Genomic DNA, 19,130 nt, shown 5'->3' on the forward strand with positions numbered 1-19,130 from the left:
AAGTAATGTCAATTACAGTAGAAACTGCAAAAGAACATTTAAATGACAAAGCGGTATTTTGTTGCAGAGCTGAGGAAGGTATCGTAATTACCCCAGAAAACTTAGAAGATCCAGGGTTATTCGATGATTTAGTAGATTCAGGTTTACTATCATTCCCAGATGATGCTTTAACAATCGGACAAGTATTAGGAGCTAAATTAACTAAAACAACAGACGCTCTAGTACCTATTACGCCAGCTATCATTGATGCTGTTCAAGGCGGAGAAGAAAAAGCAGAAGAAAAACAAGAAGAAGTAGCAGAAGTTGCACCAGCTGCAGAAGTTGCTGAAGCAGCACCAGTTGCACCAGTTGCAGCACCAGTTGCTCAAGCATCAGCACCAGCTGGAGTATTCAAATTACAAATTGGAAAAGGTGAAAACATTAACCTTGAAATTCCATTATCAGCATTCGCTCAACAAGCTGCTCAACCAGCACCAGCTGCAGCAGTAGTTGAAGGGAAATCAGCAGCAGTAGCAGAAGCAGCTCCAGTAGCTGTAGAAGCAAAAGCTGAAGAAAAACATGAAGGTGAATCAAAATTCATCCGTTCATTAAAAACTAAACACTATAAAATTGACAAAGTAGTATTTGGAGAAAAAACTGAAATTCAAGGAACTACTTTAGTATTAAGAACACCAGAAGATTTATGTAAAGAAGCTGCTGAGTCAGAAGAATTAGTAGAAGATGTTAAATTAGAAATCATCACTCCTGATAAATATGACACTTACAGTGAAACAATCATGGACGTTCAACCAATCGCTGTTAAAGAAGAAGGAGAAATCGGACACGGAGTTACTCGTGAACTTAAAGGTGTAGTAATGGTTCTTACAGGAACTGATGCTAACGGAGTTCAAATCGGGGAATTCGGATCTTCTGAAGGTGAATTAGAACGTAACATTATGTGGGGACGTCCTGGTGCTCCAGATAAAGGAGAAATCTTCATTAAAGGTCAAGTAACAATCAAAGCAGGAGCTAACATGGAACGTCCAGGACCATTAGCTGCTCACAAAGCTTTCGATCACATTACTGAAGAAATTCGTAAAGCTCTTAAAGAATTAGAAGATGAAAGCCTAGTAGTAGGTGACATCAACATCGAACAATACCGTCACCCAGGAAACAAAAAAGTATTAATCGTTAAAGAAATCATGGGACAAGGTGCAATGCACGATAACTTAATCTTACCAGTAGAACCAGTTGGTACACTTGGTGCTAAACCAAACGTTGACCTTGGTAACTTACCAGTAATGCTTGCTCCAACAGAAGTATTAGACGGTGGTATCCACGCATTAACATGTATTGGACCAGCTTCTAAAGAAACTTCTCGTCACTACTACCGTGAACCATTAGTACTTGAAGCTATGGCTGACGAAGAAATCGACTTAGTAGGGGTATTACTAGTTGGATCACCTCAAGCTAACTCAGAAAAATTCTATGTATCTAAACGTGTTGGTATGACTATCGAAGCTATGGATATCGATGGTGCTATCGTTACAACTGAAGGATTTGGTAACAACCACATCGACTTTGCTTCACACATCGAAGAAATCGGTAAACGTGGAGTATCAGTAGTTGGTATGACTTACTCTGCAGTACAAGGTGCTCTTGTTGTAGGTAACGAATACATGTCAGCTATGGTTGATAACAACAAATCTAAACAAGGTATCGAAAACGAAATTCTTTCAAACAACACATTATGTAAAGAAGATGCTATCCGTGCTTTAGCAATGCTTAAAACACAAATGGGTGGCGGAACAATCAAAAAAGCTGAAAGAAAATGGAATCCAAACGTTAAATTAAACAACGTAGAAGTTATCGAAAAAACTACTGGTGAAAAAGTAGAATTAGTTGATAACGAACAAGTGTTACCAAAATCTAAAAAACGTCAAGAAATTTACGAAAAAGAAGACTAAAATTTAAAAGAATAGGAAGTAAGTTATGATTGAAAAATTAAAATATGCATCTACAGAAAGAGTGTTCGAAGGGGTTATAGTCGATCATAACGACGCCAGCGTTACGATAGATATTAAAGGACGCCTAGGGCAATTTAAAATTCCTATGAGAATGCTAATCTCGGAATATCCAGTAAAAATCGGACAAGAAGTTGCATTTTTACTAAGTTATCCAGAAGTATTAAATGAAGAACCTGACGAACATTACGTAAATGCAATACTTAATACTAAAAAGTTAGAACAAGAAGTACAAAATAGAAAACACAACGAAGAAAAATAGTAGGAAGGAGAAATTAGAATGTCATTAACGATATTTGAAGGTCTACAATCAGAGATTTTTGTACCTATTACACCTAAACCAGTTTGGGCTCCAGTAACTAAAGAATTAAAAGATATGAAAGTAGCATTAGCTACAGCAGCAGGAGTTCACTTAAAAACAGATAAAAGATTTAACTTAGCAGGGGATACTACATTCCGTGAAATCCCAGATACTGCTCACAGTTCAGATCTTATGGTATCTCACGGTGGATATGACAACGCTGACGCTAACAAAGACATCAACTGCATGTTCCCAATCGACAGATTACACGAACTTGCTAAAAAAGGTTTCATTAAAAGCGTAGCAGAATTCCACTATGGATTCATGGGTGGTGGTGGAGACCAAGAGGCTTTCACTAACGAAACAGGTCCAGCAATCGCTAAAAAATTAAAAGAAGAAAATGTTGATGCAGTTATCTTAACTGCTGGTTGAGGTACTTGCCACAGAACTGCCGTGATCGTGCAGAGAGCAATTGAGGAAGCAGGTATTCCAACAATCTTAATAGCAGCACTACCTCCAGTAGTGCGTCAAAACGGTACTCCAAGAGCCGTTGCTCCACTTGTACCAATGGGAGCAAACGCTGGGGAACCAGGAAACGTTGAGCAACAAACACAAATTCTAGAAGCAACATTAGAGCAACTAGTTAAAATACCAAGTGCAGGTAAAATAGTTCCTCTACCATTTGAGTATATCGCTCACGTGTAGGAGAATTCCGGAGAGGGGCTTTCGCCCCTCTCCATTTTTTACACAAACTGTACTATAAAACAGTAAGGTTGCTGTTTCATTACAGAAAATATACAGTAAGGGATGATGATTATGCCAAAAGAGAGATTACAAATAAAGGCATTTCATATGAAAGATGTTGCATTAGGTAAGAAAGTGAAAATTGATAATAATCAATTAACTATTCCTACAGAAATAGAATATGATGAAAATGTCTTTGAAAAAGTAGAGGTTAAAATAATAAAACCAGGAGAACATAATTTTTATGTTAATACTATAATGGACATAGTACCAATATCAACAAAAGTTATAGGTCGTCTTGGGGAAGGAATAACACATACATTAACAGGAGTATATATGATTTTAACTGGCGCGAATACTAAGGGTGAGCAAATGCATGAATTTGGTTCATCAGAAGGTATCTTGCAAGAACAGTTGGTATTAAATAAGGCTGGTTCTCCAGCAGATACAGATTACTTAATACATATAGATGTTATTATTAAACCTGAGATTGATTTTAATCGTCAGTTAGCATTTTCTATTTTTGAACTTTCTGATGTTTACTTACAAAATATAAGAGAAGTTATGAAGGTTCTTAGTGGTCGTGATGCTGATGAAGTTCATGAATTTTATAATAAACAAAATCCAGGAAAACCAAAAGTTGCTTTGGTTAAAGAAGTAGCTGGACAAGGTATGATGTATGATAATCAGTTATTTCCTATAGAACCAAGTGGTATTGATAAAGGTATTTCAATTATAGATATGAATAATATGCCAGTTCTATTAACACCTAACGAATATCGTGATGGTGCTATAAGAGCTATGGTATAGGAAGGGGTGTTATTATGGGGATAGGACCATCTACAAAAGAAACAAGTTTGCATCACTTTAGAGATCCGTTATTAGATACGCTGGCAGACGATCCAGATATCGATTTCCAAGGGGTTGTTGTTGTAGGGACTCCACAAGATAATAGATTAAAACACCTTGTAGGTTGGCGTACAGCGGTGTGGCTAGAAGCTATGCGTACAGATGGTGCTATTATTTCAGCTGATGGTTGGGGTAATAGTGATGTCGACTATGCCAATACCATGTTTGAAATTGGGGAACGTGATATTTCTATAGTAGGTTTAAAATTTATGGGTAAACATAAGTTTGTTGTAGAAAACCAGTATACGAAATATGTTTTAGATTTTAATAAATCTGAAGAAGGTAATGAAACTGAGGTAGTTTGTCAAAATAATATTGATTATTCTGATGCAAGAAAAGCTTTAGCACTATTAAAATTAAAAATGCGTCAAGACGCTAATGAAAAAAATTAAAAATTAAGGAGTGAATTATAATGAAACTAAATAAAATGATTTCAGTAATAGATACACATACAGCTGGGGAAGCTGCACGTTTAGTAACAGCAGGAGTTCCAAAAATTCCTGGTAAAGATATAGTTGAGAAAAAACAATATCTTATTGATAATTTAGATGATCTACGTAAATCTGTAATGTTCGAACCACGTGGACACCAAGATATGTTTGGAGCATTCTTATTACCTCCAACAAAAGAAGAAGCAGACTTCGCTTTAATCTTCATGGATACTGGTGGTTACTTAAACATGTGTGGACACAACACAATCGCAGCGGTAACAGCAGCTGTAGAAACTGGTATGGTTGATGTTGAAGAAGGTGCTACTGAAAAAGAAGTAGTAGTTGAAACACCAGCTGGGCTTATCTATGCAACAGCTAAATTAAAAGATAACGGAGCAAAAGTAAAAGAAGTTTCATTCAGAAACGTTGAATCATTCTTATACAAACGCGACTTAGAATTAGATGTTGAAGGAGTTGGACACATCAAATTTGATATTTCATTCGGAGGAAGTTTCTTCTGTATTCTTTCTGCTGACCAATTAGGATTAGAAGTTAAACCTGAAAATGCTTCTAAATTAAAAGAAGCTGGTCTTAAAATCCGCGATGCAGTTAATGCAAATATCGAAATTCAACACCCAACATTATCACACATTAAATCTGTAGACTTAGTTGAAATTTATGACAAACCTTCTCACCCAGAAGCTACTTATAAAAATGTTGTAGTATTCGGAGATGGTAACATTGACCGTTCACCATGTGGAACTGGTACTTCAGCTAAATTAGCTACATTATACGCTAAAGGTGAACTTAAACCAGGTGAACCATTCGTATATGAAAGTATCTTAGGTACTTTATTCAAAGGTAGAATAGTAGAAGAAAGAAAATTAGCCGACTTTGATGCAATCATCCCAGAAATTACTGGTTCTGGATACATCTTAGGATTCAGTAACTATGTATATGATCCAGATGATTCATTAACTTACGGATTCTTATTAGGATAGGAGTGTAGACATATGAATTTATTAACGGTATTATTAGTAATATTAGGAGCTGGAGGAGTATTCTTCTTAGTTTCATTTGTAATGGACGTAGTTAAGCATAAAGATGATTTAGGAAAAGAAAACCCAATTCTTGGATTCTTCATCGGATTAGTAACTGACTTCTTCGATACATTAGGTATCGGAAGTTTCGCACCAACAACATTATTATTCAAAGTTACTAAATTTTTAGATACAGATAAAAAAATCCCTGGTACATTAAACGTTGCGCACACAGTGCCAGTATTAATGGAAGCTTTCTTATTCTTAACAGGGGTTAAAGTTGAAGGTGTTACTTTATTCTCAATGATCGCATCTGCAATCGTAGGTGCACTAGTAGGAGCAAGAATCGTAAACAAACTTCCTGAGAAAAAAATCCAACTTGTTATGGGTGTATGTTTAATCGTAACAGCATTCTTAATGGCTTCAGGTCAATTAGGTTGGTTAAAAGCTCTAGGTTCTGGTAACGAAGCAGTTGGTTTAACAGGTATTAAACTTATTATCGGTGTTGTAGGTAACTTCATTCTTGGAGCTCTTATGATGGCTGGTGTTGGACTATATGCACCATGTATGGCTATGGTTTATATGTTAGGACTAAGCCCATTAGTGGCATTCCCTATTATGATGGGATCTTGTGCTGGATTAATGGCTATCGGTTCTCCAGAGTTTATTAGAGCAGGGAACTATACTAGAATTGGTTCTCTAGCGATTACTGTTGGGGGAGTTATAGGGGTTACTGTAGCTTACACATTAGTTAAGAGCATGCCACTAGAAGTACTTACTTGGGTAATCATTGCAGTTGTTATCGTAACAGGTATCTCTATGATTAAACAAGGTACTAAAAAAGAAGCTTAATATTTAAAAGAAAAAACGGAATTTAAAATTAAATTCCGTTTTTTTTATGTTCAAATAATAAAAGTCATCAAATTATTTTTGATGACTTTTATTTATTAGGCTTTGTTTTTTCATTGAAGTTACTGCAGAATAACAAAATACAATAACTGCAATCCAAATTATTATAAATGAAATAAGTTTTTGGATACTAAGTTGTTCCCCGTAGACAAAAATACCTATAAAAAATTGCATTGTAGGTGGTAGATATTGAAGTATTCCTAGTAAATAAAGTGGAATATCAATAGCTCCTTTTGCAAAAAGCATAAGAGGTACCGCAGTTACTACACCTGATAATAATGCATATATTAAAGTAGATGTCCCATATGTATGGAACGTAATATTGCTGTTTGTTCCTAAGTACCACATGTAAATAAGTGCAATTGGTGATACTATGGCAGTTTCCACTAATAAACTAGCTTTAGGACTAAGAACGATTTTCTTTTTACATAAACTATACAATCCAAAAGTTAAAGCTAGTAAAATAGAAATCCAAGGCAATGATCCTAAAGAAATAAATAAGTACAATAGAGAAGCTCCTACACATAAACATGCGATTGTTTGTACTCGTGTTAATTTTTCTTTTAGGAATACTACCGCTAAAATTATCGTAACTATTGGATTTAAGTAGTAACCGAAACTTGCTTCTAGAACGTGGTTACTATTTACAGCGATAATATAAGTTAACCAGTTAGCAGTTATCAATAGAGAAGCTGCTATAAGTAGAATAAAACTTTTTTTATCTTTCCAAACTTCTTTAATCTCGTTAAAAATAAATTTTTTATTTGCGGCAACTAATACTACAAAAACCATAAAAATAAATGAACACAAAACACGCAGTGAAAGTACTTCGTATGCATCAATACTTTTCAGTAGTTTAAAATAAATAGGGAAGAGCCCCCAAGAAAAATAGCAAATAAGAATTGCAATCAAACTTTTTTTAGTATTACTCATAAATATCCCTCTCAATGTCTAAAAGTTATTATTATATAAGTATATAGCAAATGTAAATAATAATCAATAACTAATAAAATTAAATAATAACACTAAAATTATATAGATTTTTGGTGTATGGCAATAAGGGACTTTATAAAGTTTAGAATTGGAAATGAAAAAATGTTATTTGTATTTTAAGTAGTATATTTGTTTACTAATAGAGATAGGGAGATAAAAATATACTTTTTATAAATGAGAATACAAATATATTTTAGAGACAGTGGTAAGCCTTTTCAGAAAATACTTTCCATTATTATGTAATTGTTATAGAATAGTTATATAAGATATAAATCTGATTGAAAAATACAGGAGAGAACATAAGTCACCGAAGGGACAAATTGGTATTTGGCGATTATCGATGAAATTCTCAGGTACAGGGACTGTATTTTGACAGAACTCTGAAGCATATAGTCAACAGAGAGAAAGCTAGCTTTCTTTCTGTTTTTATTTTTTTAAGGAGGGGTGCTATGAAATTAATAACAAATAATCCTAAATTTAAATCGGAAAAATATAGGGATATAGATATCGAATATTATGATGCTGATTATCTAGATATATTAATAAAAGTTAGAGATTTAGTGTATAGGAATTATGAATTGGTTACACATCCACTTTATGGAAGTGTTAAACCTAATGAGACAATCTATAGATCTGTCGTTATAAAAGAGGGAAATGTCTTAGATTTAAATTCAGTTAACTTAGCATCAGAGGCTATAGGGACTTTTGAAAAGTTTAGAAAAAATAGGGGAGTTCCAAATTGGACTGAAAGCGTAAGGGACGATTTTAGTGTTATTGATCATGATTTAATATCTAACGCTATAAAAAGAATACTATAAAAATACAAAGGAGAATAATTATGACAAGAGATTACGATGTAATAATTATAGGTTCAGGGCCTGCAGGATTATCAGCAGCGCTATATGCATCACGTGCAAAACTAAATACATTGGTATTAGAAAAATCAAAAAATGGTGGACAAGCAGCCATTACTCACTTGATTGAAAACTATCCTGGTGCTGTAGAAGATCCAACAGGACCTAGAGTAACTGCTCGTATGGTTGAGCAAGCTAAAAGTTTTGGTGCTGAAATTAAACAAGATGAAGTTCTAGATGTTGACTTCACTGGCGATGTTAAAGTAGTTAAATGTGTAAGTGGAGATTACACAGCCAAAACAGTTATTATAGCAACAGGAGCATCTCCTAGAAAATTAGATGCGCCAGGTATTAGAGAGCTTGAAAGTAAAGGTATTTCATACTGTGCTACATGTGACGGAGACTTTTTCGAAGGATTAGATGTATACGTAGTAGGAGGGGCAAACAGTGCTGTAGAGGAAGCTTTATTCTTAACTAAATTTGCTCGTAAAGTAACAATTGTTTATCGTAGAGAAAATGTTCGCTGTGAAAAAGTAACTGCAGAGAAAGCTAAAAACAATCCAAAAATTGAAATTTTAGGAAATACTGTTGTAACTGAAGCAATTGGTGATGGTATCTTAGAAGCTATTAAGCTTAAAAACTTAGTAACTGGAGAAGAATATGTTATTGAAGCAGATGAAGAAGATGGAACAATGGGATTATTCTTCTTTATCGGATATATTCCTCAAACTAAACTTTTTGAAGGAAAAGTTGAAATGACAGAAGACGGATATATTAAAGCAGGAGAAGACACACGCACAAGTGTACCAGGTGTTTATGTAGCTGGAGATTGTCGTGTTAAAGATATTCGTCAAGTAGTAACTGCGGTATCTGATGGAGCTGTTGCAGCGATTCGTGCAGAAAAATATATTGCAGAAAAATTTGAATAACGGTAATAATCTATTAAAAAAAACATATTACAAGTATAAGTAAAGGAGAAGAAGATCATGTTAGAACTAACAAAAGAAACTTTTGAACAAGAAGTACTAGAAGCTGAAGGTTACGTTTTTGTAGACTTTTGGAGCCAAGGATGTGAACCTTGTAAAGCTTTAATGCCAGATGTGCATAAATTAGCTGAACAATATGGGGATAAAATTAAATTCACATCACTAGATACTACAAAAGCACGTCGCTTAGCGATTAAACAAAAAGTACTAGGGTTACCAACATTAGCTATATATAAAGATGGTAGTAAGCTTGAAGAAGTAACAAAAGATGATGCTACTATTCCAAATATAGAAGCTATGATCAAAAAATATTACTAAAAAAAAATAATATAATAGGGAGGTATTTAGTATGCGTCTTGAACTAGGTAAGATTCATATCAAAGACATACAATTTGCTAACGAATCAAAAATTGAGGCAAATGTATTATATGTTAATAAGGAAGAGTTAATAAAAGCTGTATGGGAAGATGAAGCAATTGCTTCTGTTGATCTTGAAATTGCTCGTCCGGGAGAAAGTGTTCGTATCACACCGGTAAAAGATGTAATTGAACCACGTGTTAAAGTTGAAGGACGTGGTGGTATCTTCCCTGGTATCCTATCTAAAGTGGATACCGTTGGGGAAGGACGTACAATTGCTCTTAAAGGTATGGCGGTAGTAACAACAGGTAAAATCGTAGGATTCCAAGAAGGAATTATTGATATGACGGGATTAGGTGCTGAATATACACCATTTTCTAAAACAAATAACTTAGTAGTTATTGCAGAACCTGTTGAAGGAATTAAACAACATGAACACGAAAAAGCTGTTCGTTACATTGGATTCAAAGCTGCAAGATATATTGCAGAATTAGCTCGTGAACTAGAACCAGAAGAAGTTGATGTTTACGAAACAAAACCATTGTTAGAACAAATTGCTGAATATCCAGATCTACCAAAAGTAGGATATGTGTACATGTTACAAACACAAGGATTACTACACGATACATATGTATATGGTGTAGATGCTAAACAAATAGTACCAACAATTCTTTATCCAACAGAAATTATGGATGGAGCTATAGTAAGTGGTAACTGTGTATCTGCATGTGATAAAAACCCAACATACGTTCACTTAAATAATGGAGTAATTGAAGATTTATACAAAAAACATGGTAAAGAAATTAACTTCTTAGGAGTAATAATTACTAATGAAAATGTTTATTTAATGGATAAAGAACGTTCTTCTAACTGGACTGCAAAACTTTGCCGTTATCTAAACTTAGATGCAGTAATTGTATCACAAGAAGGATTCGGAAACCCTGACACTGACTTAATCATGAACTGCAAAAAAATCGAAGCAGAAGAAATTAAAACTGTTATCGTAACTGATGAATATGCAGGACGTGATGGAGGAAGCCAAAGTTTAGCTGATGCTGACGTTGCTGCTAATGCAGTAGTAACTGGAGGAAATGCTAACCAATTGGTAGTATTACCAAAATTAGATAAAGTTATCGGACATCTTGAAGTAGTTGATGTAATCGCTGGTGGACACCAAGATTCTCTACGTGAAGATGGAACAATAGAAGTAGAAATCCAAGCAATCACAGGAGCAACTAATGAAACTGGATTTGGATATCTAAGTGCAAAAACTTACTAATCTAGAATTTAAAGTTAATAAAGTTTATCAAGGAGGAATAAGATAATGGTTAGTCTTGTTAATAAAAAAGTAATAATCATTGGGGACCGTGATGGTATTCCAGGATTAGCTATTGAAGAATGTGTTAAACCAATTGAAGGAGTAGAGGTAGTATTCTCATCTACTGAGTGCTTTGTCTGAACGGCTGCCGGCGCTATGGACCTAGAAAACCAAAAACGTATTAAAGAAGCTGCCGAAAAATTCGGTAACGAAAATCTTGTGGTTTTATTAGGTGCTGCAGAAGCCGAAGCTGCTGGTCTAGCAGCTGAAACAGTTACAGTAGGGGATCCAACATTTGCAGGCCCACTAGCAGGTGTGGAATTAAACTTAGCTGTATATCATATCGTAGAAGATGAAATTAAATCTCAAATTGATGAAGAAATCTACGAAGACCAAGTAGGAATGATGGAAATGGTATTAGAAGTTGACGAAATCGCTAGCGAAATGCAAGATGTTCGTGGTGAATAACTTTTAAAATCAAATAAAAAAGTAGGGGGAAATAACAATGTCTAAAATAAGAGTAGTACATTATATAAACCAATTCTTTGCGGGTGTTGGTGGAGAGGAACAAGCTCATATAGCACCTGAATTAAGAAAAGAATTACCACCAATTAGTACTCAATTACAAGGGAAATTGGGAGAAGATTTTGAAGTAGTAGCTGCAGTAGTTTGTGGAGATAGCTATTTCAATGAAAACTTAGAAAGTGTTCAAAAAGAACTTCTTGAGATGATTAAAGGGTGTGATCCTCAATTATTCATCGCAGGACCAGCTTTTAATGCAGGGCGTTACGGGGTAGCTGCAGGGACAATAACAAAAGCTGTTCAAGATGAATTACATATTCCAGCTGTAACAGCTATGTATGAAGAAAACCCTGGTACTGACATGTTCAAAAAAGATGTTTATATTCTTGAAACATCAGATAGTGCTGCAGGTATGAGAAAAGCATTACCAAAACTTGCAAAATTTGCTGCAAAATTAGCTAAAGGAGAAGAAATCTTATCTCCTAAAGAAGAAGGATATCACCAACGTGGACTTCGTGTAAACTTCTTCAGTGAAACTCGTGGTTCTGAACGTGCAGTAGAAATGCTTGTGAAAAAAATTAAAGGTGAAGAATTCGAAACAGAATATCCAATGCCTAACTTTGACAGAGTTGAACCAAATCCAGCTGTTAAAGACTTAAGTAAAGCTAAAATTGCTTTAGTTACATCTGGAGGAATTGTTCCTAAAGGAAACCCTGATCATATTGAATCATCATCTGCTTCAAAATATGGAGAATATAGCTTAGAAGGTTTTGATGATTTAACAGCTGAAACTCACGAAACAGCACACGGTGGATACGACCCAGTTTATGCTAATGAAGATGCAGACCGTGTATTACCAGTTGATGTAATGAGAGATTTAGTAAAAGAGGGAGTAATTGGATCATTACATGAAAAATTCTATACTACAGTAGGTAACGGAACTGCCGTTGCTAATGCAGTAGCATTCGCTAGTGAATTTGCTCAAAAATTAGTGGCAGATGGTGTAGATGCTGTTGTTCTAACTTCAACTTGAGGTACTTGTACACGTTGCGGTGCAACGTTAGTAAAAGAAATAGAGAGAGCTGGTATTCCTGTAGTACATATGTGTACAGTAGTTCCGATTTCTCTAACAGTAGGAGCAAACAGAATCGTTCCTACAATCGCTATACCTCACCCACTTGGAGATCCTAAATTAGATCACGATGAAGAGAAAAAATTACGTAGAGGTCTAGTAGACAAAGCATTGCATGCATTAACTGTTGAGGTTGATGGTCAAACAGTGTTTGAATAAAAAATAAAAAAGAAGGGGGAGCTTGGGGTACTTATTGTATCCCAAGCAACAAGTAACGATGAGTTATCCAGTATTTAAAGGGGCAGGATATATTCTTGTTCATACACCAGATATGATAGAACAAAATGGATCTACTTGCAGTATTGAGCGAGTAACACATCCAGAATCAGAATTTTTAGCAGAAGTAGGTAAACACATTCGTTCATATGAAGAAGTAGTAAACTATTTACCAAACCAAGTTTATATTGGGAATAAAACACCAGAAGAATTAAAATCATATCCATTGCCTTGGTATGACATAAAAGATGAACAAGGGAAACGCCATGGTAAATTTGGTCAAATAGTTCCACAAGATGAGTTCTTAGCTCTAATGAAAATATGTGATGCATTTGATTTAGTAAAACTTTCAGAAAGTTTTATCGCGTCAGTACGTCCAAAAATAGAGGATAATTTCAAAGAGCTAGCTCCTTATTTTGATAAGTTAGAAGGAAGCGACATTAGTGATAAAGAAGATGATTACGAACCATTATTACATAATGGAGAAGTAGTAGGATATGTGAAAAAAGCACATGATGTCGATGTTAACTTAAATGCCCATGTTATCTTTGAAAACTTAGTAGTTAAAGCATCTGGAGTAATTTCAGCACTTGAAGCTCTTAGAGCAACAGGGGTAAAACCAGAAGAAATTGATTACGTAGTTGAATGTTCTGAAGAAGCATGTGGTGACATTAACCAACGTGGTGGAGGAAACTTTGCTAAAGCTATAGCAGAAGTAGTAGGATTAACTAATGCTACAGGTTCAGACCTTCGTGGTTTCTGTGCAGCTCCTACACACGCTTTAATCAATGCATCAGCATTAGTTAAAGCAGGAGTATACAAAAATGTTCTTGTGGTTGCAGGTGGTGCTAGTGCAAAACTTGGAATGAATGCAAAAGACCATGTTAAAAAAGGACTTCCTGTTTTAGAAGACGTAGTAGGTGGTTTTGCTGTTGTGATTTCAGAAAATGATGGTAAAAATCCAATTATACGTACAGACTTAGTAGGTAAACATGACGTAGGAACAGGATCTTCGCCTCAAGCTGTTATGGGAGCGTTAGTTGCTAAACCATTAGAAAAAGCAAACCTAAAAATTACTGATGTAGATGTCTTCTCAGTAGAGATGCAAAACCCAGATATTACAAAAGCAGCAGGTGCAGGAAACGTGCCAGAATCTAACTATAAAATGATTGGTGCCTTAGCTGCTATGAAAGGTGATATTGATAAAAAATCACTTAAATCATTTATTGAAGAAAAAGGATTACCAGGATGGGCTCCAACACAAGGGCACATTCCTTCAGGTGTACCATATGTAGGTTTCTTAGTAGATGACTTAACAACTGGTGATAAAAATAGAGCAATGATCGTTGGTAAAGGAAGTCTATTCCTAGGAAGAATGACTAACTTATTTGACGGTGTATCAGTAGTAATAGAACGTAATAGTGGAGTATTAGAAGAAAAAGATAGCACTTCTAGTGAAGAAATTAGAAAAATTATTGCCGAATCAATGAGAAATATCGCACAAGAAATGCTTAATGAATAGGGGTGGTACTATGAGTAAAAAAATTATATCAAAAGTATTACTAGAAGTAGCAGATGCGATTGAAACGGGAAATTTTGGTAAAAAAGTTAAAGTAGGATTAACTACTTTGGGGAGCGAGCATGGAGTAGATAATTTACTTCAAGGAGCCACATTAGCGAAAAATTCTTTATTTGATATAGTTTTAATAGGTCAAGGTCAAGAAGGTTTTGAGTCTTATGAAACAGAAAATGAAGAAGAAGCACATAAAATTATGGAAGATCTACTTGATAAAGGGGAAATTGCAGCTTGTGTAACTATGCACTATAACTTTCCTATTGGTGTATCAACAGTAGGAAGAGTAGTTACGCCATCTCGTGGAAAAGAGATGTTATTAGCGACTACAACAGGTACTTCTTCTACTAACAGAGTAGAAGGTATGATTAAAAATACTATTTATGGTATAGCAACAGCTAAATCATTAGGAATAGAAAAACCAACTGTAGGTATTGCTAATATTGAAGGTGCAAGACAAGTAGAGAAAATATTAATAGAATTAAAAGATAGTGGATATGACTTTGAATTTGCAACATCTCAAAGAGCAGATGGCGGAGCGGTTATGAGAGGAAATGACTTACTAATGGCAACACCAGATGTAATGGTTGTTGATTCATTGACAGGAAACCTATTTATGAAAGTATTCTCAGCATTTAATACAGGTGGAGATTATGAAGCACAAGGTTATGGTTATGGACCAGGTGTAGGAGAAGATTATGATAGAAGAATCTTAATCCTATCACGTGCTTCTGGGGCGCCTGTAGTAGCTAACTCATTAAAATATGCTTATGAAATAGCTGTAGGGGAGGTTAATGAATTAGCAAGAAAAGAATACGGAAAAGCAAAAGAAGCAAACTTAGATGCTTTATTAAATAAACTAAAAGAAAAGAAAGAAACTTCTCAATCTGAAGAAGTTAAAGCTCCTGAAAAAGAAATAGTAACAGCTCAAATTGCGGGAGTAGATATAATGGATTTAGAAGATGCAACAAAAGAACTATGGAAACGAGGTATATATGCAGAAAGCGGAATGGGTTGCACAGGACCAATAGTTCTAGTTAATACCGATAAAAAATTACAAGCAGAAGAAGTATTAAAAGAAGTAGGATTGCTTTCTTAGTCCATTATATGGTGAGTTACGTCTTTATGACTGTAACTCACCTTTTCTTAATTTCCACAGAAAATAATAATCCCCTAAAAGTTTATAACTCTTAGGGGTTTTGTTGTCTTATAAGAATTCCGTATCGTCTTCTATTATCTCTTTTACTTTTTGCATCTGATTATCTAATTTAGAACTTATTTCCGCACAAAGAAGTAGTCTTCTTTCTATTTCGGCTTCTTTTTCAGCACTTAGGTTCTTCTTGTAACGAAGTTTATGTTCTAAACTTGCCCAGAAGTCCATAGCTATAGTTCTAAATTGCACTTCCACAGCCATGTGTTCAACTTTATCAGATAAAAAGATTGGAACTTTAACAATAAGGTGATAACTTCTATAACCGTTCTCTTTAGTATTTTTAATATAGTCTTTTTCAGCTATTACTGTAAGGTCATCTTGTTGCTTAAGAGCATCTACAAGCTTATAGACATCATTTCTGAATGAGCAAATAACACGAACACCAGCAACGTCATAAATGTTCTCCTTGATCGTTTCAAGATCAAAAGGTAGATTTAGGCGCTGAAGTTTGTTCATTAAGCTCATAGGCGTTTTTAAACGCGTTGATATAGACTCAATTGGGTTGCTCTCTCCATGAAGAGAGAATTCCTTATCAAAAACATTTAGTTTTGTTTCTATTTCAAGCATAGCACATTCATAATGCATAAATAACTCAACAAAAGGTTGAAGTTCATTGATAAGGTTTGGTTGATTATTTTCCATAGAAAATAATTGATCAGTTAATTTTTCAATTTGTGTTTTTTTCATATTCTTTCTCACTTTATATACTTTCTCAGTCTAATAATAGAGGAGTTTCCTAAAATATAGTTTAAGTTGGAAGAACAAAATTTTTATAAGGAAGGAAACATTTTGAATTTCATTTTTAATCTTTGAATTTAAAGGGCTATTAAGGGCTGTTATAGTTAAAAAATTTTTAAAAATTTAAACAGCTTTAATAATTAACTAATAGAAACGTTGGTATAACAATGATTTAAGAATGTTATCTTAGAAACAGCAACACACAAAAAATTCACAATTGCTACAAAAGGCTAGGTTATAACCTTTTTAAATTTCCGGGAAATATTCACCCTAGACAATGGCTTTTATTTGGGATAATATAGTATATAGTTATGTTAAAAAAATATTATTAAAGGAAAGAAGTATAAACGAGGTGGGGGAAAATGCAAAAAGCTAGTTTTTATTCGTATTCACAAAAAAAAGCAGATATGCTTATTAAAAATCTATTAGTAATAAAAAGAGATGGTCGCATTGTAAAGTTTGACCCTGACAAAATCTATAAGGCCATCGAAAAAGCTGTATTAAAAGTATTTGGAGAAAAACATAGTGTAAATATTGATAATATAGTAGACAAAGTAATTTTAGAAATTTCTAATAGATTTAAAGATAATATTAAAATATATGAAGTGCAAAATATTGTTGAACATACTTTATTAAAATTAGGTGAAGAAGCTATCTATGAAGAGTATGTTGGCTATAGAAGTAAAAGAGATATTGAACGTGAACATAGTTTAGATATCAATATAGCGATTGAGAAGTTAGTTAATCGTGATGAAAATGTAGTTAATGAAAATGCGAATAAAGACAGTTTAGTATTTAATACGCATAGAGATTTAACGAGTGGAATAGTGGCAAAAGCTATCGGGTTAAAAATGCTACCATCACACGTTGCTAATGCACATCAAAAAGGAGATATTCACTACCATGATCTTGATTATTCTCCATATCAACCACTTACTAACTGCTGTCTAATTGATTTTAAAGAAATGTTAACTAAAGGATTTAAAATCGGTAATGCAGATGTAGATAGTCCTAAAAGTATTCAAACAGCAACAGCGCAAATGGCTCAAATTATAGCTAATGTTGCTTCTAGTCAATACGGTGGATGTAGTGCGGATAGAATAGATGAAGTTTTAGCTCCTTTTGCACAGTTAAACTATGAGAAAAACTTAAAAACTGCAAGAGAATGGATTGACGGAGAAGATAAACAAGAAAAATTTGCTTTAGAAAAAACTAAAAAAGATATTTATGATGCGATGCAATCTTTAGAATATGAGATTAATACTTTATATTCATCTCAAGGGCAAACACCATTTACATCATTAGGTTTTGGATTAGGTGAAGGATTATTTGAAAAAGAAATTCAAAAAGCTATTTTAAAAGTAAGAATACAAGGTTTAGGAAAAGAGAAAAGAACAGCAATCTTCCCTAAATTGATTTTTGTAATAAAAGATGGTTTAAACTTAAAACCAACTGATCCAAACTACGATGTTAAAGAATTAGCTCTAAAATGTGCTACTCAAAGAATGTATCCTGATGTATTAATGTATGATACTTTAGTAAAAATAACAGGTAGTTGCAAAACTCCTATGGGTTGTAGATCGTTCTTACCAGCATGGAGAAACGAAGCGGGAGAATTAGTTGAAAGTGGACGTATGAACCTAGGGGTAGTAACTCTAAATCTACCAAGAATAGCGTTAGAGTCTGAAGGAAATAAAGACGAATTTTGGAATATCTTCAAAGAGAGATTAGAAATTTGTAAAGATGCCCTAGACTATAGAGCGAAACGTTGTGGAGAAGCAAAACCACAAAATGCGCCTATACTTTATATGCACGGTGCTTTTGGTAAGAGATTGAAAAAAGATGATAGAGTTAAACAACTATTTGATAAACAACGTGCGACATTATCACTTGGATATATTGGACTATATGAAGTAGCTAGTATCTTCTACGGAGGAGACTGGGAGAAAAATCCTGAAGCTAAACAATTTACATTAGATATTATGAAATATATGAAAGAAAATGTAGATAAATGGACTAAAGATGGAGATTACTGGTATAGTATTTACTCAACTCCAAGTGAATCACTAACTGACAGATTCTGTCGTATGGATACAGAAAAATTTGGAATAGTAGAAAATGTTACAGATAAAGAGTACTATACAAACTCATATCACTATGATGTTAGAAAAAATCCAACTCCATTTGAAAAATTAGATTTTGAAAAAGATTATCCATATTATGCTAGCGGTGGATTTATTCATTATTGTGAATATCCAGTGCTAAAACAAAATCCAAAAGCTTTAGAAGCGGTTTGGGATTATGCATATGATAAAGTTGGTTACTTAGGAACAAATACACCAATAGATCGTTGCTATAAATGTGGTTTTGAAGGAGAATTTGAACCTACGAAACGAGGATTTAAATGCCCAGAATGTGGAAACAATGATCCAAAAAGCTGCGATGTAGTAAAAAGAACTTGCGGTTATTTAGGAAACCCTCAAGCTAGACCTATGATAAAAGGACGTCATAAAGAAATAGTAGCAAGGGTTAAACATTTAAAATAAAAAATAAGGACTAACTTTTAAATTAAAAGTTAGTCAGATTGTTGACAAAAATACCGAAATATCAAGCTAGTATTGATGTTATGGTATTTTTTTTCAAAAAAAATAAGCCTTAAGGCAAAAATTTAGTAGTATTAAGAGGTTTTATACCTCTCTTAATGCTATTGTTTTCATATTTTGAACGCAACAAGACAGCCAAGCGTACGACTGTACTTTGGCTTTTCCTCTATATTGTGCATACCTGTATCCGTGATTTTGTTTAGAATCCGCAAAGCTACGTTCTATTGTTTCTTTTCTTCTCTTATACAATAGTTTTCCTTCTTTTGATATACGTCTTAACCTAGCTTC

19 protein-coding genes and 1 riboswitch are annotated in these 19,130 nt (G+C 34.1%); of the genes, 16 read left to right on the top strand and 3 right to left on the bottom strand.

The window, feature by feature from the left end:
• Nucleotides 1-5 precede the first annotated feature (5 nt).
• From prdA to T369_RS0108600, 7 genes are all read left to right on the top strand, one after another.
• Nucleotides 6-1,946 (top strand): D-proline reductase (dithiol) proprotein PrdA, encoded by a 1,941-nt coding sequence (gene prdA, locus T369_RS0108565; RefSeq protein WP_031554373.1) that lies wholly within the window; start codon nucleotides 6-8, stop codon nucleotides 1,944-1,946.
• Between the two features lie 25 nt (nucleotides 1,947-1,971).
• Nucleotides 1,972-2,265 carry a CBO2463/CBO2479 domain-containing protein gene (locus T369_RS0108570; protein ID WP_004634012.1) on the top strand — a complete coding sequence of 98 codons (294 nt, stop codon included), beginning with the start codon at nucleotides 1,972-1,974 and terminating at the stop codon, nucleotides 2,263-2,265.
• Between the two features lie 18 nt (nucleotides 2,266-2,283).
• On the top strand, nucleotides 2,284-3,009 hold the full coding sequence (gene prdB / locus T369_RS09570; protein WP_081821917.1) for a D-proline reductase (dithiol) protein PrdB: 726 nt from the start codon (nucleotides 2,284-2,286) through the stop codon (nucleotides 3,007-3,009).
• 111 nt (nucleotides 3,010-3,120) lie between these two features.
• A complete protein-coding gene (gene prdD, locus T369_RS0108585; RefSeq protein WP_031554380.1) occupies nucleotides 3,121-3,858 on the top strand; it encodes a proline reductase cluster protein PrdD in 738 nt (245 codons plus the stop codon).
• Between the two features lie 14 nt (nucleotides 3,859-3,872).
• Entirely contained in the window at nucleotides 3,873-4,349 is a 477-nt protein-coding gene (locus T369_RS0108590; protein WP_031554384.1) for a glycine/sarcosine/betaine reductase component B subunit, read from the top strand.
• 20 nt (nucleotides 4,350-4,369) lie between these two features.
• A complete protein-coding gene (locus tag T369_RS0108595; protein WP_031554386.1) occupies nucleotides 4,370-5,389 on the top strand; it encodes a proline racemase family protein in 1,020 nt (339 codons plus the stop codon).
• Nucleotides 5,390-5,401: 12 nt separating this feature from the next.
• A complete protein-coding gene (locus T369_RS0108600) occupies nucleotides 5,402-6,280 on the top strand; it encodes a sulfite exporter TauE/SafE family protein (RefSeq protein ID WP_031554388.1) in 879 nt (292 codons plus the stop codon).
• Between the two features lie 72 nt (nucleotides 6,281-6,352).
• Here the strand turns inward: T369_RS0108600 and rarD are convergent, their stop codons facing one another.
• A complete protein-coding gene (rarD, locus tag T369_RS0108605; protein WP_031554390.1) occupies nucleotides 6,353-7,270 on the bottom strand; it encodes an EamA family transporter RarD in 918 nt (305 codons plus the stop codon).
• 338 nt (nucleotides 7,271-7,608) lie between these two features.
• Nucleotides 7,609-7,705: riboswitch (glycine riboswitch) on the top strand.
• Nucleotides 7,706-7,779: 74 nt separating this feature from the next.
• On the opposite strand from rarD, the gene T369_RS0108610 reads away from it, so the two are divergent.
• The 8 genes from T369_RS0108610 to grdD are packed head-to-tail and all read left to right on the top strand — an operon-like array spanning nucleotide 7,780 to nucleotide 15,387.
• A complete protein-coding gene (locus T369_RS0108610) occupies nucleotides 7,780-8,148 on the top strand; it encodes a GrdX family protein (protein ID WP_006363984.1) in 369 nt (122 codons plus the stop codon).
• A gap of 20 nt (nucleotides 8,149-8,168) precedes the next feature.
• Nucleotides 8,169-9,113, top strand: coding sequence for a thioredoxin-disulfide reductase (gene trxB, locus T369_RS0108615; RefSeq protein ID WP_031554392.1), 945 nt, complete (start codon nucleotides 8,169-8,171; stop codon nucleotides 9,111-9,113).
• A 57-nt stretch (nucleotides 9,114-9,170) separates the two neighbouring features.
• Nucleotides 9,171-9,488 (top strand): thioredoxin TrxA, encoded by a 318-nt coding sequence (trxA, locus tag T369_RS0108620; protein WP_031554394.1) that lies wholly within the window; start codon nucleotides 9,171-9,173, stop codon nucleotides 9,486-9,488.
• Between the two features lie 31 nt (nucleotides 9,489-9,519).
• Nucleotides 9,520-10,806 (top strand): glycine/sarcosine/betaine reductase component B subunit, encoded by a 1,287-nt coding sequence (locus T369_RS0108625; protein WP_031554397.1) that lies wholly within the window; start codon nucleotides 9,520-9,522, stop codon nucleotides 10,804-10,806.
• 45 nt (nucleotides 10,807-10,851) lie between these two features.
• Complete coding sequence (grdA, locus tag T369_RS0108635; RefSeq protein ID WP_081634029.1) at nucleotides 10,852-11,313, top strand: glycine/sarcosine/betaine reductase complex selenoprotein A; 462 nt, start codon at nucleotides 10,852-10,854, stop codon at nucleotides 11,311-11,313.
• 37 nt (nucleotides 11,314-11,350) lie between these two features.
• Complete coding sequence (grdB, locus tag T369_RS0108640; protein WP_081821918.1) at nucleotides 11,351-12,658, top strand: glycine reductase complex selenoprotein B; 1,308 nt, start codon at nucleotides 11,351-11,353, stop codon at nucleotides 12,656-12,658.
• A gap of 22 nt (nucleotides 12,659-12,680) precedes the next feature.
• Nucleotides 12,681-14,237 (top strand): glycine/sarcosine/betaine reductase complex component C subunit beta, encoded by a 1,557-nt coding sequence (grdC, locus tag T369_RS0108650; RefSeq protein ID WP_233417899.1) that lies wholly within the window; start codon nucleotides 12,681-12,683, stop codon nucleotides 14,235-14,237.
• A 10-nt stretch (nucleotides 14,238-14,247) separates the two neighbouring features.
• Nucleotides 14,248-15,387 carry a glycine/sarcosine/betaine reductase complex component C subunit alpha gene (grdD, locus tag T369_RS0108655; RefSeq protein ID WP_031554413.1) on the top strand — a complete coding sequence of 380 codons (1,140 nt, stop codon included), beginning with the start codon at nucleotides 14,248-14,250 and terminating at the stop codon, nucleotides 15,385-15,387.
• Nucleotides 15,388-15,495: 108 nt separating this feature from the next.
• On the opposite strand, the gene T369_RS0108660 is transcribed toward grdD, so the two are convergent.
• The gene (locus T369_RS0108660) at nucleotides 15,496-16,188 is read right to left on the bottom strand and encodes a GTP pyrophosphokinase (RefSeq protein WP_031554415.1); all 693 of its coding nucleotides are present in this window, start codon (nucleotides 16,186-16,188) and stop codon (nucleotides 15,496-15,498) included.
• 458 nt (nucleotides 16,189-16,646) lie between these two features.
• Here T369_RS0108660 and nrdD point away from each other — a divergent pair, with 458 nt between their 5' ends.
• Entirely contained in the window at nucleotides 16,647-18,785 is a 2,139-nt protein-coding gene (gene nrdD / locus T369_RS0108665) for an anaerobic ribonucleoside-triphosphate reductase (protein WP_210727768.1), read from the top strand.
• Nucleotides 18,786-18,926: 141 nt separating this feature from the next.
• Here nrdD and T369_RS09575 read toward each other — a convergent pair.
• Nucleotides 18,927-19,130 (bottom strand): transposase (locus tag T369_RS09575; protein WP_031551115.1); only part of this gene is annotated, 204 nt, incomplete at its 5' end.

The organism is Gemella sanguinis ATCC 700632, from assembly GCF_000701685.1.
Taxonomy (GTDB): Bacteria; Bacillota; Bacilli; order Staphylococcales; family Gemellaceae; genus Gemella; species Gemella sanguinis.

Excerpts from the sequence above, each read along its gene's own strand:
- prdA (WP_031554373.1), top strand. The coding sequence starts at position 6 with ATGTCAATTACAGTAGAAACTGCAAAAGAACATTTAAATGACAAAGCG.
- T369_RS0108570 (WP_004634012.1), top strand. The coding sequence starts at position 1,972 with ATGATTGAAAAATTAAAATATGCATCTACAGAAAGAGTGTTCGAAGGG.
- prdD (WP_031554380.1), top strand. The coding sequence starts at position 3,121 with ATGCCAAAAGAGAGATTACAAATAAAGGCATTTCATATGAAAGATGTT.
- T369_RS0108590 (WP_031554384.1), top strand. The coding sequence starts at position 3,873 with ATGGGGATAGGACCATCTACAAAAGAAACAAGTTTGCATCACTTTAGA.
- T369_RS0108595 (WP_031554386.1), top strand. The coding sequence starts at position 4,370 with ATGAAACTAAATAAAATGATTTCAGTAATAGATACACATACAGCTGGG.
- T369_RS0108600 (WP_031554388.1), top strand. The coding sequence starts at position 5,402 with ATGAATTTATTAACGGTATTATTAGTAATATTAGGAGCTGGAGGAGTA.
- rarD (WP_031554390.1), bottom strand. The coding sequence starts at position 7,270 with ATGAGTAATACTAAAAAAAGTTTGATTGCAATTCTTATTTGCTATTTT.
- T369_RS0108610 (WP_006363984.1), top strand. The coding sequence starts at position 7,780 with ATGAAATTAATAACAAATAATCCTAAATTTAAATCGGAAAAATATAGG.
- trxB (WP_031554392.1), top strand. The coding sequence starts at position 8,169 with ATGACAAGAGATTACGATGTAATAATTATAGGTTCAGGGCCTGCAGGA.
- trxA (WP_031554394.1), top strand. The coding sequence starts at position 9,171 with ATGTTAGAACTAACAAAAGAAACTTTTGAACAAGAAGTACTAGAAGCT.
- T369_RS0108625 (WP_031554397.1), top strand. The coding sequence starts at position 9,520 with ATGCGTCTTGAACTAGGTAAGATTCATATCAAAGACATACAATTTGCT.
- grdD (WP_031554413.1), top strand. The coding sequence starts at position 14,248 with ATGAGTAAAAAAATTATATCAAAAGTATTACTAGAAGTAGCAGATGCG.
- T369_RS0108660 (WP_031554415.1), bottom strand. The coding sequence starts at position 16,188 with ATGAAAAAAACACAAATTGAAAAATTAACTGATCAATTATTTTCTATG.
- nrdD (WP_210727768.1), top strand. The coding sequence starts at position 16,647 with ATGCTTATTAAAAATCTATTAGTAATAAAAAGAGATGGTCGCATTGTA.